The sequence below is a fragment of the Achromobacter sp. FW305-C-28 genome, from assembly GCF_058783235.1.
In genome coordinates this window covers 950,391-967,796 of record NZ_JBYSYL010000001.1, presented here as the reverse complement: position 1 = coordinate 967,796, position 17,406 = coordinate 950,391, and the positions used below count along the sequence as shown (strand labels likewise).

Genomic DNA, 17,406 nt, shown 5'->3' with positions numbered 1-17,406 from the left:
GCAGACGTGTATTAGGCCTTGGCGTAGAGCGGCTGTCAAGCGAAAACCTCACCACAACCCGCACCAATACTAGCTTTTAGGTCTTTTCGCAATAAACAAAAACGCGCATTTCGGGGTTTGCGCGACACCGCCACAACGCGCTTTAAAACGGCATCAGACGTCGACCCAGCGGCGCAGCAAATTGTGATAGATGCCGGTCAGTTGAACGATCGACGGATGGCCCGGCGTGTCCTGGTTCAAGCGCTGTATGGCCACGTCCATATCGAGCAGCAAGGCGCGTTGGCTGTCTTCGCGCACCAGGCTCTGCATCCAGAAGAACGAGCTCACGCGCGCGCCGCGCGTCACGGGATTGACCTTGTGCAGGCTGGTGCCCGGATACAGCACCATGTGCCCCGCCGGCAGCTTCACCGCGCGCGGGCCATAGGTATCGTCGATGACCAATTCGCCGCCATCGTAGGAATCGGGGTCCGAGAAAAACAGCGTGGCGGACAGGTCGGTGCGCACGCGTTCGGCGGTGCCGGTGACGCCCCGCACGGCGTTGTCGACGTGGTAGCCGAAGGCCTCGCCGCCTTCATAGCGGTTGAACAGCGGCGGGAAGATCTTGCGCGGCAACGCTGCCGACATGAACAGGTTGTTGATTGCCAGGCGTTGCAGGATCAGGTTGCCCAGTTCCTGCGCCAGCGGGTGCTGTTCGGGCAATTGGCGGTTGCGCTTGACCTCGGCGGACTGGTAGCCCGCCGTGACCTTGCCGTCGATCCAGTCGGCGGCCTCCAGGCGGCGGCGGATATCGGCCGCCTCGATGGGAGAAAAGACTTCGGCAATCTGTATCAGCATGGGTTCCTGCCCTATTGCGGCCGGCGCGCTGGCGCGCCGACGCCCCGTGGATTATCCCTGCAGGCAGCCGTTGAGCGCCTGATCGAAATCAAACAGCAGATCGGCTTCGTCTTCGATGCCCACCGACACGCGGATCAGGCTGTCGGCGATGCCCATCTGCTTGCGGCGTTCGGCACCCATCTCGTAGTAGATGGTGTGCGCGGCGGGCAGCGCCAGGCTGCGCGTGTCGCCCAGGTGGGTAGCCATCAGCACGATGCGCAGGCGGTTCAGGAAGTCGAAGCAATCGACGCCATCAGCCAGTTCCACGCCCAGCAGCCCGCCAAAGCGCGAGCCGAACAGCGCGGCCGCACGCGCATGCTGCGGATGGCTGGCCAGGCCCGGGTAGTGCACCTTGGCCACGCCGCGGTGCTCTTCCAGGAAGCGCGCCAGCGCCAGCGCATTGGCGCAATGCTTGGCCATGCGCAGCGCCAGCGTCTCGGCGCCCACCGCGATACGGTGCGCGGGTTCGGCCGCCAGCGTGCCGCCCATGTCGCGCAGGCCTTTCTTCTTGATCTGGGTCAGGCCCCAGCTGGTGGGCGCGCCCTTGCGATAGGTGTCGTAGATATTGGCGTAGTTCGACCAGTCGTACAGGCCCGTGTCGGTCACCGCGCCGCCCAGCGCATTGCCGTGGCCGCCGATGTACTTGGACAGCGAATTCATCACCAGCGAGGCGCCCACGGTCGACGGCCGGAACATCCACGGCGACGTCAGCGTGTTGTCGACCACATAGACCAGGCCCTTTTCGCGGCAGATCTCGCCGATGACGGCCAGGTCGGCAACCTGCGTGCCGGGGTTGGCGATGGTCTCGGTGAACACCATGCGCGTATTGGGCCGAATGGCCGCGCGCACCTGCGCGGAATCGGTGGCATCCACGAAGGTGATCTCGACGCCCAGCTCCAGCAGCGTGCCGAACAGGCTGTTGGTGTTGCCGAACACGTACTGGCTGGACACCAGGTGGTCGCCGCTACGCAGCAAGGTGGTGAAAATCGCGGCCAGCGCGGCCATGCCCGTGGAAAAGCTGACCGTGCCCTTGCCGCCTTCCATGTGGTTGATCTTGGCTTCGAGCGCCGTGGTGGTGGGCGTGCCCTGGCGTGCGTAGGTGAACCCCGCCTTGCCCTGGAATACGGCCGCCAGCTCGCGCGCGTCGTCGTAGGCGAACTCGGACGACGGATGCATTGGCTTGTGCACCGCTCCGTGCTCGACGGATTGCTGGCGGTCGGAATGGAGGATCGTGGTGGTAAAGCCGTTCTGGTGCATGATGGGCTACGCGGAAAAGAATGGGCGACGAAAAAAGGAAGTACCAAAGAAAGCAGCGCGGGATCAGTCCTGGCGCTGGCGCACGGTCTCGTACAGGCACACGGCGCTGGCCACGCTGACGTTCAGGCTTTCGACCGAACCCAGCATGGGAATGTTGACCAGCTGGTCGCAGGTTTCGCGGGTCAGGCGACGCATGCCCTCGCCTTCGGCGCCCATGACCCAGGCCATGGGCTGGCGCGCGTCGATCTTGTGCATGCTGTCGGTGGCCTGGTCGTCGGTGCCCACCAGCCACACGCCGCGGTCTTTCAGGCTGCGCATGGTGCGCGCCAGATTGGTGACCATCAGGTAGGGCACGGTATCGGCCGCGCCGCAGGCCACGCGCTGCACGGTGGCGTTCAGCCCCACCGCGCGGTCGCGCGGGGCGATCACGGCGTGCACGCCAGCGGCGTCCGCCGTGCGCAGGCAGGCACCCAGATTGTGCGGGTCGGTCACGCCATCCAGAATGAGCAGCAGCGGCGGACCTTCGACGACGTCGAGCACTTCGTCGACGTCGACGGCCAGCTGGCGTTCGTCGGCCAGCGCCACCACGCCCTGGTGGCGGGTGCCGCGGGCCAGGCCGTCCAGGCGCTCCATGGGCACGGGGTGCAGGCGGCAGCCGGCCTTTTCGACCTGTTCGATGAACGTCTGCATGCGCTTGTCGCGGCGCGACGCTTCTACGTAAATATCCTTGATCGACTCGGGCGCGTGGCGCAGCCGCGCGACCACCGCGTGAAACCCGGCAAGAACTTGGGTCGACGCCATAAATGCAATACCTTTAGATAAACGAATACCCGCTCCAGAGCGGAGCGGGCCACCGGACAAGAGCCGGCCATAGGCGCAATGTTACCCCTTATGGGGCGCTTTGCCCCCGTCCGGCCCGCGGGCATGCCGCCAGGCCGGACGCAGTCGGGTCAATGCCGCTTGCGCACGGCCTTCTTGGCCGGTGCGGCGCGTTGCGGGGCCTTGGCCGGCTTGCCGGCCTTCTTGGCCTCGGCGCGCCGTTCCTTGGCGGTTTGCCCTTTCAGCGCGGCCGGCTTGGGCGCCGCCGCCTTCTTCACGCGGCGCGGACCTTCGTCGGGGCCGCGGGCAGCCGCCTTGCGCAAGGCGTCGAAGCTGGTGCCCTGCACCAGGCGGAACTCGATGCGGCGCGCTTCCAGGTCCACGCGCGACACCTGCACCTGGACCTTGTCGGTCAGGCGGTAACGCATGCCCGTACGTTCGCCGCGCAGCTCGTGCAGCGCATCGTTGAACTGGAAGTATTCGCCGCCCAGTTCCGAGACGTGCACCAGGCCTTCCACGTGCAGGGTGTCGAGCGTGACGAAAATGCCAAAGCTGGCCACGCCGGTGACAGTGCCGCTGAAGTCTTCGCCCACGCGCTCTTTGACGAACCAGCACTTGAGCCAGGCCTCGACATCGCGCGACGCTTCGTCGGCGCGGCGTTCGCTGGCCGACAGCACCAGGCCCATCTTTTCCCAGATGGCGTGTTCGTGTTCGCGCTGGGTGCGGCCAATGACGACCGGCTGGTCGTCCAGGCTGGGCACGTAGCGCTGTCCGGCCAGCAGGGCCTTGATCACGCGGTGCGTGAGCAGGTCGGGATAGCGGCGGATCGGCGAGGTGAAGTGGCTGTAGCCGGGATAGGCCAGGCCAAAGTGGCCCAGATTGTCCGGGCTGTAGATGGCCTGCTGCATCGAGCGCAGGCACATGGTCTGCAGCAGCTGGTAGTCAGGACGGCCGCGCACCGAATCGAGGAAGTCGCCGTAGTCCTTGGCCGTGGGCGTCTCGCCCCCGCCCAGCGACAGGCCCATGGTGCGCAGGAACTCGCGCAGCGACTGCAGGCGCTCGGGCGTCGGGCCTTCGTGAATGCGGTACAGGCCGGGATGCTTGCTGCGCGTCATGAAGTCGGCCGCGCAGGTGTTGGCGGCCAGCATGCATTCTTCGATCAGCTTGTGGGCATCGTTGCGAACCGACGGCACGATCTGTTCGATGCGGCCCAGTTCGTTGCAGACGATCTTGGTCTCGACCGTATCGAAGTCGATGGCGCCGCGCTTCTTGCGGCTCTGCGACAGCAGGTGGTAGAGCTCGTACAGGCTCTGCACCTGCGGCATGACGGCGCGCATGGCATGGGCGGCCGGGCCGCCAGGCTGCTGCAGGGCCGCCCAGATATTGGTATAGGTGGTGCGGGCGTGCGAGTGCATGACCGCGTTATAGAACTGGTACGCGGTGACGGTGCCGGCCTTGGCGCCGGTCGCCGGGATCACCATGTCGCACACCAGCACCAGCCGGTCGACGTCCGGGTTCAGCGAACACAGGCCGTTGGACAGCGATTCCGGCAGCATCGGAATGACGCGGCGCGGAAAGTACACGCTGGTGCCGCGCTCGATCGCATCGTCGTCCAGCGCGTCGCCGGGACGCACATAGTTGCTGACGTCGGCAATGGCCACCAGCAGGCGCCAACCCGGGCGCTTGCGCTGGCCGGTGCCCAGTTCGACGGCTTCACAATAGACGGCGTCGTCGAAATCGCGCGCGTCTTCGCCGTCGATGGTGATGAGCGGCACGTCGCGCAGGTCGACCCGGTCTTTCAGGTCGCTCTTGCGGACTACGTCGGGCAGGCGGGCGGCCTGCTTGCGCGCGGCTTCCGAGAATTCCACGGGCACGTCGAACTTGCGCACCGCGATCTCGATTTCCATGCCGGGATCGTCGATTTCGCCCAGCACCTCGGCCACGCGGCCCAGCGGCTGCGTGTGGCGGGTGGGCTGCTCCATGATCTCGACCGCCACCACCTGCCCATGCTGGGCGCCGTTGGTGTCGCTGGGCGGGATCAGGATGTCGTGCTTGATGCGCTGGTCTTCAGGCACCACGATGGACAGCCCGTGCTCATGCAGGAAACGCCCCACCAGTTTGTTGGTGCGGCGTTCGATGACTTCGACGATGGTGCCTTCCGGCTTGCCGCGGTATTCGCCCGACGGCTTGACCAGCACGCGGTCGCCATGCAGCACCTTGAGCATTTCGCGCGGCGACAGGAACAGGTCCGGCCCGCCGTCGTCGCGCAACAGGAAACCGAAACCGTCGCGGTGACCCAGCACCTTGCCGGCGACGAAATCCAGTTTGGTCGCCAGCAGCAGGACGCCCTTGCGGTTGGGCATCAACTGGCCGTCGCGTTCCATGGCGCCCAGGCGGCGTTCGAAACCCACCAGCGTCGCGGGACGCTCGACGCCCATGCGTTCGGCCAGCTCCACGGGAGACAACGGCGCCCCCGCAGATCGCAACGCTTTCAGGATGGCTTCACGGGACGGGACATCGGGGTCGAAGTCAGGCGGCGCTTCCGGCAACGGAGTGGATCTGTTGTTGTTCGATTCGTTATTCGATCGTTTTGCCAAAGCTAAATTTTCCGTATATAATGCGCAGCTTCTGTGGTTCGCCCAAGGCTGAACACTGAAGCAGAAGTGGTCGAGACGGATTGTAGATTGATTTTTTAACTACATACTGTTTTGTGATTCAGACTGCACCGGCAGCATAGGTAATGTGTAAAACACTAAACCCATGCAACTGAGCGGCAGCGTATCACAAAGTCTTTACCGAAATCTCTCAGTGCCCAGGTGGCGGAATTGGTAGACGCGCATGGTTCAGGTCCATGTGCCGCAAGGTGTGGAGGTTCGAGTCCTCTCCTGGGCACCACGGAATTCCGATCAAGGCGGCTGGCATCACGATGCAGGCGGCGTTGATTAAAAAGTTGAAAGGCCCGGTAATCGAAAGATTACCGGGCCTTTTGCTTTGCGGCGCGCGCATGTGGCACTCAATGCGACGCGCGCATGTGGCACCCGACCCGCGCCACCCCCACTCAACGCCAGGGCACCTTTCTATTCAGGTGATGGCGCGCATACAGATCAGCGCCCATGCCTTCGATCTGCCCATCGATCAGGGCTTCGAACGGCCGCAGCAGGGCATCGAAGTTGTGCGGCGCCTCGAGCGCATTGAGCGCATGGGTCACCGCTTCGATGGTGGACAAGGCGCCGGCGATGTCGGCATGCCGGACCCGATAACGCGTCGTCAATCCCGCGGGCAGCATTACCCGCGGCAGCGCGGCCAATTCGGGATTGATGTGCAGCAGCTTGCGTGCGTGCGTCCAGGTGCCGTCCGGCACGATCAACTGCACCGGGTCGCCGCTGGCCGCGACACAACCGGGCTTCAGCACTTCTGCGCCCTCGCCCGGAAACAGCACATGCGATGCCCAGCCCGGCTCGGCCCATTGCTCAGGCCGAAAATACTCACCCACCAACCGCCGCGCGCCCGCCAGACCCAGCACCGCCAGCCGGGCCGTGTTCAAGGCATGGCGCGCTTCACTGGGATGCTGCAGCACCAGCACGCGCGTGCGCGGCGCCAAGGCGGGAATCAGGGCACACAGGCAATGGGATTCAGGGCGCTTGCAGCGCAGGCAGACGGTACGTGACATGGGGCGACACTATAGCGAAAGCGGCGCCTTCAAAAAAAAGCCAAAAAAAGTGAAAAAAAAGCGGCATGACTTGCACACTTTAAAAAAAGTATGCATAATCTCGTTCCTCTGCTGCTGAACACGAAACGAAACGCAAGCCGCTAGCTGAAAAGCAAACGACAAGCGCCGCGAAATGTGAAGCAACAGCGCCCAGGTGGCGGAATTGGTAGACGCGCATGGTTCAGGTCCATGTGCCGCAAGGTGTGGAGGTTCGAGTCCTCTCCTGGGCACCAATTATTACATCACGAGGTACCTGTCGTGATGCGCCAAGAAAAACCCCGTTCGCGAATGCGACCGGGGTTTTTTCTTTTCTGCTGCCCGCTCCACCGCCCAAGCGAAGCCACCGGCCCGCCGCACAGCGGGCCGCGTCCAGGCCTTAAGCCAGCACCCGCGTCATCACGACGTGCGCGATGCCGGCTTCGATGAATTCCTCGCCTTCCACGCTGAAACCGTGCGCTTCGTAGAAGCCCTTGGCGTGAGTCTGCGCGTGCAGCACCAGCATGCGATGGCCGTCTCCATGCCCCTGCCCGATCAGGGCATCGAGCAGCAGGCCGCCCACGCCCAGGCCGCGCGCCCGCTTGTGTACGGCCATGCGGCCGATATGGCCGTCGGGCAACAGGCGTCCGGTGCCCAGCGGCGTGCCGTCAGCGGCGTAGGCCACGGCATGCACCGAAACCGCGTCGTCATCGTCCATCTCGACTTCGGGGGGCACATTCTGTTCGATCACGAACACCTCATAACGCACCGACGAGGCGTCGTCGCGCAGGCGGTCCCACGTTCCCAGGGAGATGCGTACCGCCGGTTTTTCGCTAGCCATGTTGTTTTCCTTCGCGTTGCCGCTGTAGATGAATCCGTCGCCGCCATTTTCGCAGGGATGGCGCGCTGGTGAAACAGGCGTACGATCGCGGCTGGCCTACCCTTGCCTCTCGACATGCCACAAGCCGCCACGCCTGCCTGGTTGAAATTCGCCCCCGCGCTTTTCCTGCTGCTGTGGTCCAGCGGCTTCGTGGTGCTCAAGGTGGGCCTGGCCTATGCCGACCCGATGACCTTCCTGGCGCTGCGCTATGCCTGCGTGGTGCTGCTGCTGACGCCGCTGCTGCTGGCGCTGCGCCCGCCGCTGCCGCGCGGCGCGGGCGCCTGGGGCCACCTGGCCATGGTCGGCCTGCTGCTGCAGGCGGGCTATTTCTGCTTTACCTATCTGGCGCTCAAGCACGGCATGTCGGCCGGCGGCGTGGCGCTGATCACCTCGCTGCAACCCATCCTGATCGGCCTCCTGGCGCCAGCCATCGCGCATGAACGCGTCGATGCCCGCCGCTGGGCCGGCCTGGGACTGGGCGTATGCGGCGCCGCGCTGGTCATCGTGTCCAAGGCCTCGGTCGACCTGGCGTCGCCGCTCGGCCTGGCCTTCGCCGTGGCTGCCCTGCTGTGCATCACCAGCGGCACGCTGTATGAGAAACGCTTCGGCGTGCAGACCCATCCGGTCACCTCCAACACGATCCAGTACGCGGTGGGTCTCCTGGTCAGCGCGCCGCTGGCGTGGTGGCTGGAACCCATGCATATCGAATGGACCGCGCCGTTGCTCGGCTCGCTGGCGTACCTGGTGGTCGGCAATTCGCTGGTCGCGATCACCTTGCTGCTGGCGATGATTCGCCACGGCGAGGCCTCGCGCGTGTCCGCCCTGTTCTTCCTGGTGCCACCCGCCACGGCCGTCATCGCCCTGTTGGTACTGCAAGAGCCGATTCCGCCACTGGCCTGGCCCGGCATGGCGTTGGCCGCACTGGGCATCCTGCTGGTGACGCGGTCGGCGCGGCCGGCGCCAGCCACCCGCCCGGTAGAATGAGCGCCTTTTCGCGCCTACGCTCCCTGCCGCCATGAATGCCGTCATCACCGCCGCCCTGCCGGTCTTTGCGCTGATCCTCACCGGATGGCTGGCAGCGCGGTGGCGCGTGCTGGGCGAAGGCGCCACCGACGCCCTGAACCGCTACGTGGTGTACCTGTCGTTGCCCGCGTTGCTGTTTCGCGCGATGACGCAAGTGGACCTGGCGCACATGGCGCACTGGGGTTTCGTGGGCGCGTTCGCTGGCGGCATCGCCGTGACCTTCCTGGTGTCGTTCGTAGCCCGCAAGCGCGGGCCGCGCGAGCTGACCGACCGCAGCATCGAAGGCCTGGCGGCCTCTTACGCCAATGCCGGCTACATGGGCATTCCGCTCTGCCTGGCGCTGTTCGGCGCCGAAAGCCTGGCACCCGCCGCGTTCACCACCCTGCTGACGGCCAGCGTGCTGTTCGGCGTGGCCATCGCCCTGATCGAATTCGACCGCCAGCAGGCGCCCAGCCTGGCCGCCACGCTGGTGAAAGTCGGCCGTGCGCTGATGCGCAATCCGTTGCTGGCCGCGCCGGTAATGGGGCTGGCCTGGGCCGGTACCGGCGTGCCGCTGCCCGAGGGCGTGGACCGCTACGTGTCGTTGCTGGGTGCGTCCGCCAGCCCCTGCGCGCTGGTGACCATCGGCCTGTTCCTGGCCCAGACCGAAACGGCCAGCCCCGGCCCGGGCGTCTTGCGGCTGGTCGCCAGCAAGCTGCTGTTGCAGCCCGCCGTGACCGCGCTGCTGGCGTTCCAGGTGTTTACCATGCCGCCGTTGTGGGCCTGGACCGCCGTGCTGATGAGCGCCCTGCCCATCGGCACCGGCCCGTTCATGCTGGCCAAGATGTACGGCCGCGATGCCCGCGTCACTTCGCGCGCGATCCTGGTGTCCACGGTGCTGTCCGTCTTGACTGTCAGCGTGCTGGTCGCCTGGATCAGCGCCCACCCGATCTCGTGACGGGCGCACGGCCAACACCGTACGCTATATAACTTTTAGATATTAAAGAAGAAAAAATAGATGCTTTGAGAAATGATTTCAGGCCTTTAGACTTTATCGACGATGACGGGTGCGGCGACGCGCCCGTTTGCATTGACTGACCGATTTCCCGGGACTCGACCATGAGCACCAACGCCTCCGCCCTTCCCCTTCCCTCGGCACTGCCGCCCATCCAGATCAATCGCAAGCCGCTCTGGATCGCGCTGCTGCTGGTGCTGGCCGGCGCCCTGTACCTGAACCAGACGGTCAGCTGGCGCCAGGGCGCGTTGTGGATCGTCGGCGCGCTGCTGGGCGTGGCGCTCTACCATGCGTCGTTCGGCTTCACCCAGGCCTGGCGCGTGTTCGTGTCGGACCGCCGCGGCGCCGGCCTGCGCGCACAGATGTTCATGCTGGCCGTGGGCGTGCTGCTGTTCTTCCCCTTCCTCGCGCAGGGCTCGCTGTTCGGCCAGCCCGTCAATGGCCTGGTATCGCCCCCGGGCGTCTCGGTGCTGCTGGGCGCCTTCCTGTTCGGCATCGGCATGCAGCTGGGCGGCGGCTGCGCCTCGGGCACGCTCTTCGCGGTCGGCGGCGGCAACACCCGCATGCTGGTCACGCTGCTGTTCTTCATCATCGGCTCGGTCATCGCCACCGCCAATTTCGGCTGGTGGTCGACCCTGCCCGCGCTGGCACCCACCTCGCTCATCAAGACCTGGGGCCTGGCGCCCGCCATCATCGCCAACCTGGCGGTGTTCGCCCTGATCGCCTGGATCGCCACCGTGCTGGAAAAGCGCCGCCACGGGCACGTGGTGTCGTTCGCCTCGCGCACGGCCCGGCCCGCGTCGCTGCTGCAAGGCCCGTGGCCGCTGATCTGGGGCGGCGTGGCACTGGTCGTGCTGAACTTCGCCACGCTGGCGCTGGCCGGCCGCCCCTGGGGCATCACATCGGCGTTCGCACTGTGGGGCGCCAAGGCGCTCGATGCCATGGGCGGCGACGTGGCCACCTGGGCCTACTGGAGCAAGCAGGCCGCGCTGGGCGCGCCGCTGCGCCAGGACGTCACCACGGTCATGGACATCGGCCTGATGCTGGGCGCCCTGGCCGCGGCCAGCGCCGCCGGCAAGTTCGCGCCGGTCTGGAAGGTGCCCGCCCGCTCGCTGGCCGGCGCGGTCATCGGCGGCCTGCTGCTGGGCTACGGCGCGCGCCTGGCCTTCGGCTGCAACATTGGCGCGTATTTCAGCGGCATCCTGTCGGGCAGCCTGCATGCCTGGCTGTGGCTGCCGGCCGCATTCGCGGGCAGCGCCCTGGGCGTGCGCCTGCGCCCCCTGTTCGGCCTGGCGGTCGAAAAGACGCCCGCGGCGTCCAGCTGCTGAAAAACACTGTTCCAGCAATGCCCCCTGCCAGGGGGCATTTTTACGTCCGCCGTGGTGTAAGGTTGCTGCATTCCGCAACACGGAGATGGACATGCAATGGATTGCCGGCCGCTTCACGGCCTTTATCTTGACCCTGGCGGGCGCCGCCGTGACCGCCGTGCTGGCCGCCACCGGCTCGCTCTGGTGGCTGTGGGCCGCTATCCCGCTGGCCATGCTGGGCGTCCTGGGCGTGTATGACCTGATCCAGACGCGCCACGCCATTCGCCGCAATTACCCGGTGCTGGGCAACCTGCGCTTTCTGTTCGAATTCATCCGCCCCGAGATCCGCCAGTACTTCCTGGAAGACGACACCCAGGCCTCGCCGTTCTCGCGCGCGCAGCGCTCGATCGTGTACCAGCGCGCCAAGCGCGAGATCGACAAGCGCCCCTTCGGCACCCAGGAAGACGTCTACGGTGACCGCTATGAATGGATCAACCATTCCATGTCGCCCACCCACATCGGCGACACCGATTTCCGCGTGACCGTCGGCGGGCCGGACTGTACCCAGCCGTATTCGATGTCGGCCTTCAACGTGTCGGCCATGAGCTTTGGCGCCCTGTCTGCCAACGCCGTGCTGGCCCTGAACGAGGGCGCGCGCCAAGGCAACTTCGCCCACGACACGGGCGAAGGCGGCATCAGCCGCTACCACCGCCAGCCGGGCGGCAGCCTGGTCTGGAACATCGGCTCGGGCTACTTCGGCTGCCGCGACGAGCACGGCGCGTTCTCTGAAGAAGCCTTCATCAAGAACGCCTGTACGCCGCAGGTGAAGATGATCGAGATCAAGCTGTCGCAAGGCGCCAAGCCGGGCCATGGCGGCATTCTTCCGGCCGGCAAGGTCACGCCCGAAATCGCCGAAGCGCGCGGCGTGGTCGCCTGGCAGGACTGCAATTCGCCCGCCAGCCATTCGGCCTTCGACACCCCCATCGGCCTGATGAAGTTCGTGGCCCACCTGCGGGAACTGTCCGGCGGCAAGCCGGTGGGCTTCAAGTTCTGCGTGGGCCACCCCTGGGAATGGTTCGCCATCGTCAAGGCGATGCTTGAAACCGGCATCACGCCCGACTTCATCGTGGTCGACGGCGCCGAGGGCGGCACGGGCGCCGCGCCGGTGGAATTCGTCGACCATGTGGGCACGCCGCTGCGCGAAGCCCTGCGCCTGGTGCACAACACCCTGATCGGCGTGAACCTGCGTGACCGCATCAAGTTGGGCGCCTCGGGCAAGATCATCACCGCCTTCGACATGGCCCGCGTCATGGCCATGGGCGCCGACTGGTGCAACGCCGCGCGCGGCTTCATGTTCGCCATCGGCTGCATCCAGGCGCAGGCCTGCCACACGGGCAAATGCCCCACCGGCGTGACCACCCAGGATCCGCTGCGCCAGCGCGCGCTGGTGGTGCCGGACAAGGCCCAGCGCGTGGCCAACTTCCACAAGAACACGCTGCACGCGCTGGCCGAATTGCTGGCCGCCGCCGGGCTGACGCACCCTGGCCAGCTGCGGCCCCACCATATCGCCCGCCGCATCTCCTCCAGCGAGATCCGCCTGTTGTCGGCGCTGTTCCCCGAACTGACGCCCGGCGAACTGCTGCGCGGCGAATTCCGCCACCAGGTGTTTCGCGCAGGTTGGGCCATGGCGCAGGCCAGTTCGTTCCAGCCCACGCACGACCTCAGCACCGCGCTGGCGCAGGAATACGCCTTGGCGCATCCGCCCCAGGGCGCGCCGGCCTGAAGGCCGCTACAGCCAGCGCTCGAACATCCGCGAGAAGAACTCCATGAATCGGTCGTCCACGCCCCGGGCTCGCCAGGCCTCGGGCGTGATGCGCACCGAATCGGCCACGTCGCGCTGGAACAGCGCTTCCATTTCAGCGGCAAAATCCGGCCCCAGCACCACGGCGTTGACCTCGTAATTCAGGGCGAAGCTGCGCCAGTCCATGTTGCTGGACCCCACCGTGGACCAGACCCCATCCACCACGGCCGTCTTGGCATGCAGCAGCGCATCGCGCCGTTCGTAGATGCTCACGCCCGCCTTGAGCAGCTTGCCGTAGTGCGAGCGGCCGGCATTGAACACCAACGATGAATCGCTGAAACCCGGCAGCACCAGCACCACGTCCACGCCGCGCTGCGCGGCGGCGGCCAGCACGTCCACAAAGGCGGGGTCCGGCACGAAGTACGCCATGGTGATGTGGATGGACTTCTGCGCGCTCTCGAACGCCGACATCAGCGTCAGGTAGACCGTATAGCCATCGCTGCGGTCCGGCTGGTTGGACAGGATGCGCACGCGCGTCGGCCCGGTGGCGGGCGGCGCGATCACCTCGCCGCCGCCCCTGAGCGTTTCCTTGGTCTGCGATTCCCAGCCGGCGCGCACCACGGCTTCCAGTTGGGTGACGGCAGGCCCTTCGATGCGCAGGTGCGTGTCGCGCCACGGCGCCGCGTTGGCGTCCTTATGCTTGGCGTCGGGGCCGCTGCCCACGCTGCCTGAACCGCCGCGTCCGCCCGAAGGCGACGAGGCATAGACGCCGCTGACGTTGATGCCGCCCAGGTAGCCGACCTTGCCGTCGACCACCAGGATCTTGCGATGATTGCGCTGGTTGGGCGACCAGCCTGCCCGGCTGCCGTTGACCGGGCTGACGGGGTTGAATACCGCCACCTGCACGCCCGCGTCGCGCAGACGCTGGAACAGCGCATCGGGCGTCTTGATCGTGCCCACCGCGTCCACCATCAGGGCCACGTCGGCGCCGCGGTTGCGCGCCGCGATCAGGGCCTCGGCAAAACGCGCGCCCTCTTCGTCGTCGTCGAAGATGTAGGTTTCCATGTGCACGTAGCGCCGCGCCTGCGCGATGGAACGCAACATGGCCTGGTAGGTGCTGGGGCCATCGGCCAGCAGGCGCACGCGATTGCCGGCCACCAGCGGCGCGCCGCTGACGGCCTCTTCGACCGCCAGGTGGCGCGCCAGGAAATCGTCTTTGGGGGTGCTCGAGTTGGCCGCGATATCGTGGCCGCGGCGGTAGCTGTCCTGGGCCGCATCGGCCGACAGGCCGGCCTGCGCCTTGCGGGCAGCTCGTTCTTGCGCATCGGGCACGCTGGCGCAGGCGGCCAGCGTGGCGGTCACGCACGCCAGCGCCGCCGCACGCAACCCGGGCCGCCAAGCGGTCCACCACCCCGCCCGCCACGACAACGGGCCGCAAGCGGCCCGTGGGGACGTGGATGGCGGCCTCATGGCGCGCCGCGCCTAGCGCCGGTTGGCCAGCAGGCAGCAGCCCAGCAACACGCCCACCAGCGTGGCCACACCGACGGATTTCCAGGCGTTTTCGTGGACGTATTCGTCGGCGTAGGCCTTGGCGCGACGGGCGCGCTCCAGCGCCGCGCCCTCCCAATCGCCGGCCGATTCACGGGCATCGGCCAATTGACGCTTCAGGCGCGAGCGGGCCGCTTCGATTTCCGAACCCGTATAGGAAGCCGTCGAACGCAAGAGGTCTTCGGTGCCGGCGAGCAGCTCCTGGAAGCTGTCGTTCACCCGGTCGCGATGCAGGGCTATTTCAGCGCGCTGATTCTTTCTATTCATAGTCGCTCCTAATGCGTAGTGCGGGTTGGGCCTGCCGTGTGCCCCGGTCGCGTACAAGGCACGACGCGGGCGGCACGGTGCGGAGCCGTCGCGCTCCGCAAAGCCATGGGGCATTGTGACCGGCGCCGCGCGTATCCGCCCGAGCTTTCGCAACCAGCCGTTAACCGATATTTCAGTGGCCCGAAACTTGCTGGAGGCGGTGGACCCAAGCCGCCGCGCCCGGGAGCGCCCCAGGGAAGCGTCCCCATGAACCCCTGCTGGCGGGCCGCCTGCTGCGCCCCCCCGATTTCGTAAAAGTCCATTGCATTTCAGAGGCTTAGACTTGACACCAGAACCCCTCTGGCCGCCACAATAAGCCTTTGCAATGCGCTTCAACCGCCTCAAAAAGGAACTGAACGCATGGTTTCCCCTTCCGCACTTCTTGCCGGCGCCGCGCCAAGTTTCCTGGCGCCCCAGCCGCAACCCGCCAGCGCCGAGCAGCACGAACTGGGCCACGGGCTGCTGGACCGCCCCGCCCATATCGATCCCAAATTCCTGTACGACGCGCTTGGCTCATCGCTCTTCACCGCTATCACCCAGCTGCCTGAGTACTACCCGACCCGCTGCGAAGCCGAAATCTTCGAACGCCACGGCCAGGACATCGCCCGCCAGATCGGTCCGGTGCAGACACTGATCGACCTGGGCGCGGGCGACTGCGTCAAGGCCGAGCGGCTGTTTTCCAGCCTGCGCCCCCGCCACTACGTGCCCATCGATATTTCCGCCGATTACCTGCAAACCGCCGTGCGCAGGCTGCGCCTGTCGTATCCGGACCTGCGCATCACGGCAATCGGCCAGGACTTTTCCCAGGCGCTGGCACTGCCGGCCACCATCGCGCCCGAACAACGCCTGTTCTTCTATCCGGGCTCCAGCATCGGCAACCTGGATCCGGACAGCGCGCGCGCCATGCTGCAACGCATCCGGCGCCAATGCGCAGGCGGCGGCCTGCTGGTGGGCGTGGACCGGGTCAAGTCCCGACAAGTGCTGGAGCCAGCCTACGACGACGCCCTGCACCTGACCGCCGCCTTCAACCTGAACCTGCTGCGGCACGTCAACGACCTGCTGGGATCGGACTTCGACGTGGGCGACTGGCGCCATGTGGCGCTGTTCAACAGCGAGCAATCGCGCATCGAGATGCACCTGCAGGCACTGCACCCGGTCACCGTCTGTTGGCCCGGCGGCGAGCGGCACTTTGCGGCGGGCGAGCGCATCCATACGGAAAATTCGTACAAGTTCACGCCCCAGGCCTTCACCGACCTGCTGCACAGTGCGGGCTACCACGGCATCGAACATTGGTCGGACGCGCGCGGCTGGTTCTCGGTGTTCAGCGCGCGCGCCTGACGCTCTACCCTATCAACCCGCTCCTGGAGGATTGCCATGGAACCTGCCTGCCTGCTGACCCACCCCGCCAACGGCCCCTATGCCGCCGGACAGGCGGGCCAGCACGACCGGTACGACGCCGTGCGCGCCACCAGCACCGCGCTGGCCGCCCCCTTGAGCCCCGAAGACTGCCAGGTGCAATCCATGCCCGATTGCAGTCCCGTCAAATGGCATCTGGCGCACACGACCTGGTTCTTCGAGACCTTCCTTCTGACGCATTTTCACCCGCCCTATTCGGTGTTCCATCCGCAGTACCGGATGCTGTTCAATTCCTACTACAACGCGGTCGGCGCCAAGCACCCGCGGCCACAGAGAGGGCTGCTGTCGCGCCCCCCGCTGTCCGACGTGCTGCACTACCGCCAGCATGTCGACAACGCCATGCATGAATTGATCTCGCGGCTGGGCGGCAACGACCCGGCGTTCGCTGCGTTGCTGGAACTGGGGCTGAATCACGAGCAGCAGCACCAGGAACTGATCCTGACCGACGTCAAGCACATGCTGTCGGGCAACCCGCTTCGGCCGGCCTACGTGGCCTCGGGCTCGCCCGCGCTGCCGCCCGGTACGCCCGCCGGGTGGACCCGCTACAACGGCGGCATCGTGCGCATCGGCCACGACGGCAACGGCTTCGGTTTCGATAACGAAGGCCCCGCGCACGACGTGTTGCTGGCGCCGTTTCACCTGGCGAACCGACTGGTGACCCAGCACGAGTACCTGGCCTTCATGCGCGACGGCGGCTACAAGCGCCCGGAACTATGGCTGTCTCTGGGATGGGACCGCGTGTGTGCCGAGGGCTGGCGCGCGCCGCTCTACTGGGAGGGCCAGCGCGACGATTGGCAAGTGTTCACGCTGCACGGCATGCAGGAACTGGAATTGCAGGCCCCGGTCACCCACATCAGCTATTTCGAGGCCGACGCCTATGCGCGCTGGGCCCGCGTGCGCCTGCCGCGGGAAGCAGAATGGGAACATGCCGCCCGGCAGCTACCCGACGGCAGCTATTCCAGCCGCGCCAACCTGCTGGAAAACGGCCATCTGGACCCGCGCCCCGCCCCCGCCCGACTCGGGGCCGGCGGCCCTGCGCAACTGTATGGCGACGCCTGGGAATGGACCGCCACCAGCTATGACGCCTACCCGGGCTTTACCCCCGACGCCGGGGCGGTAGGCGAATACAACGGCAAGTTCATGTGCAACCAATACGTGCTGCGAGGCGGCTCCTGCGCGACGCCGCGCGGCCATATCCGGCCCAGCTATCGCAATTTCTTCCCGCCCGAAGCCAGGTGGCAGTTTTCGGGCATCCGCCTGGCGCGGGATGCCTGAGGTGGAAGACGTTAAAAAAACGCCCCGCACCCAGTTGCATTGCCAAAAAATTTCATGCTAGAATTTCGTTCTTCGTTGCTCAGCTTTGTTTGAAACTACGGTTTGAAACAAAAGCCTGAAGCACCGAAAGATGGCGCATTAGCTCAGCCGGTTAGAGCGACGGAATCATAATCCGCAGGTCCCCTGTTCGAATCAGGGATGCGCCACCAAGAATTTAAAAAG

Annotated in this window: 14 protein-coding genes and 3 tRNA genes; 9 read left to right on the top strand and 8 right to left on the bottom strand. The window is 66.1% G+C overall.

The window, feature by feature from the left end; genetic code table 11:
* Positions 1-153 precede the first annotated feature (153 nt).
* The 4 genes from AC3WMR_RS04525 to rnr form a co-directional block, all read right to left on the bottom strand.
* Positions 154-834 carry a Fe2+-dependent dioxygenase gene (locus tag AC3WMR_RS04525; protein WP_025141208.1) on the bottom strand — a complete coding sequence of 227 codons (681 nt, stop codon included), beginning with the start codon at positions 832-834 and terminating at the stop codon, positions 154-156.
* Between the two features lie 51 nt (positions 835-885).
* On the bottom strand, positions 886-2,130 hold the full coding sequence (locus tag AC3WMR_RS04520; protein WP_175194731.1) for a cystathionine gamma-synthase family protein: 1,245 nt from the start codon (positions 2,128-2,130) through the stop codon (positions 886-888).
* Positions 2,131-2,193: 63 nt separating this feature from the next.
* Positions 2,194-2,931, bottom strand: a complete 738-nt coding sequence (rlmB, locus tag AC3WMR_RS04515) for a 23S rRNA (guanosine(2251)-2'-O)-methyltransferase RlmB (RefSeq protein WP_492262799.1) — start codon at positions 2,929-2,931, stop codon at positions 2,194-2,196.
* A gap of 149 nt (positions 2,932-3,080) precedes the next feature.
* Positions 3,081-5,546 (bottom strand): ribonuclease R, encoded by a 2,466-nt coding sequence (gene rnr, locus AC3WMR_RS04510; RefSeq protein WP_492262798.1) that lies wholly within the window; start codon positions 5,544-5,546, stop codon positions 3,081-3,083.
* Positions 5,547-5,759: 213 nt separating this feature from the next.
* Between rnr and AC3WMR_RS04505 the strand changes: the two genes are divergently transcribed.
* Positions 5,760-5,844: transfer RNA gene (locus AC3WMR_RS04505), tRNA-Leu, on the top strand.
* A 163-nt stretch (positions 5,845-6,007) separates the two neighbouring features.
* Here AC3WMR_RS04505 and AC3WMR_RS04500 read toward each other — a convergent pair.
* Entirely contained in the window at positions 6,008-6,619 is a 612-nt protein-coding gene (locus AC3WMR_RS04500; protein ID WP_492262797.1) for a tRNA-uridine aminocarboxypropyltransferase, read from the bottom strand.
* A gap of 187 nt (positions 6,620-6,806) precedes the next feature.
* On the opposite strand from AC3WMR_RS04500, the gene AC3WMR_RS04495 reads away from it, so the two are divergent.
* Positions 6,807-6,891 (top strand) — tRNA-Leu (locus AC3WMR_RS04495).
* Between the two features lie 143 nt (positions 6,892-7,034).
* On the opposite strand, the gene AC3WMR_RS04490 is transcribed toward AC3WMR_RS04495, so the two are convergent.
* The gene (locus AC3WMR_RS04490) at positions 7,035-7,475 is read right to left on the bottom strand and encodes a GNAT family N-acetyltransferase (RefSeq protein ID WP_175194739.1); all 441 of its coding nucleotides are present in this window, start codon (positions 7,473-7,475) and stop codon (positions 7,035-7,037) included.
* Between the two features lie 114 nt (positions 7,476-7,589).
* Here AC3WMR_RS04490 and AC3WMR_RS04485 point away from each other — a divergent pair, with 114 nt between their 5' ends.
* The 4 genes from AC3WMR_RS04485 to AC3WMR_RS04470 all read left to right on the top strand — a co-directional run bounded on the left by AC3WMR_RS04485 (position 7,590) and on the right by AC3WMR_RS04470 (position 12,621).
* The gene (locus AC3WMR_RS04485; RefSeq protein WP_492262796.1) at positions 7,590-8,498 is read left to right on the top strand and encodes a DMT family transporter; all 909 of its coding nucleotides are present in this window, start codon (positions 7,590-7,592) and stop codon (positions 8,496-8,498) included.
* 31 nt (positions 8,499-8,529) lie between these two features.
* Positions 8,530-9,474 carry an AEC family transporter gene (locus AC3WMR_RS04480; protein WP_492262795.1) on the top strand — a complete coding sequence of 315 codons (945 nt, stop codon included), beginning with the start codon at positions 8,530-8,532 and terminating at the stop codon, positions 9,472-9,474.
* A 161-nt stretch (positions 9,475-9,635) separates the two neighbouring features.
* The gene (locus tag AC3WMR_RS04475) at positions 9,636-10,859 is read left to right on the top strand and encodes a YeeE/YedE family protein (protein ID WP_492262794.1); all 1,224 of its coding nucleotides are present in this window, start codon (positions 9,636-9,638) and stop codon (positions 10,857-10,859) included.
* A 91-nt stretch (positions 10,860-10,950) separates the two neighbouring features.
* The gene (locus tag AC3WMR_RS04470; RefSeq protein ID WP_492262793.1) at positions 10,951-12,621 is read left to right on the top strand and encodes an FMN-binding glutamate synthase family protein; all 1,671 of its coding nucleotides are present in this window, start codon (positions 10,951-10,953) and stop codon (positions 12,619-12,621) included.
* A gap of 6 nt (positions 12,622-12,627) precedes the next feature.
* Here AC3WMR_RS04470 and AC3WMR_RS04465 read toward each other — a convergent pair whose 3' ends face one another.
* Together AC3WMR_RS04465 and AC3WMR_RS04460 are read right to left on the bottom strand one after the other, a co-directional pair.
* On the bottom strand, positions 12,628-14,010 hold the full coding sequence (locus AC3WMR_RS04465; protein WP_492262871.1) for a phospholipase D-like domain-containing protein: 1,383 nt from the start codon (positions 14,008-14,010) through the stop codon (positions 12,628-12,630).
* A gap of 111 nt (positions 14,011-14,121) precedes the next feature.
* The gene (locus AC3WMR_RS04460; protein ID WP_492262792.1) at positions 14,122-14,454 is read right to left on the bottom strand and encodes an ElaB/YgaM/YqjD family protein; all 333 of its coding nucleotides are present in this window, start codon (positions 14,452-14,454) and stop codon (positions 14,122-14,124) included.
* A gap of 399 nt (positions 14,455-14,853) precedes the next feature.
* Between AC3WMR_RS04460 and egtD the strand changes: the two genes are divergently transcribed.
* The 3 genes from egtD (at position 14,854) to AC3WMR_RS04445 (ending at position 17,393) form a co-directional block, all read left to right on the top strand.
* Entirely contained in the window at positions 14,854-15,831 is a 978-nt protein-coding gene (gene egtD, locus AC3WMR_RS04455) for an L-histidine N(alpha)-methyltransferase (protein WP_492262791.1), read from the top strand.
* Positions 15,832-15,867: 36 nt separating this feature from the next.
* A complete protein-coding gene (gene egtB / locus AC3WMR_RS04450; protein WP_492262790.1) occupies positions 15,868-17,184 on the top strand; it encodes an ergothioneine biosynthesis protein EgtB in 1,317 nt (438 codons plus the stop codon).
* A 132-nt stretch (positions 17,185-17,316) separates the two neighbouring features.
* Positions 17,317-17,393, top strand: a tRNA-Met gene (locus AC3WMR_RS04445).
* Positions 17,394-17,406 lie beyond the last annotated feature (13 nt).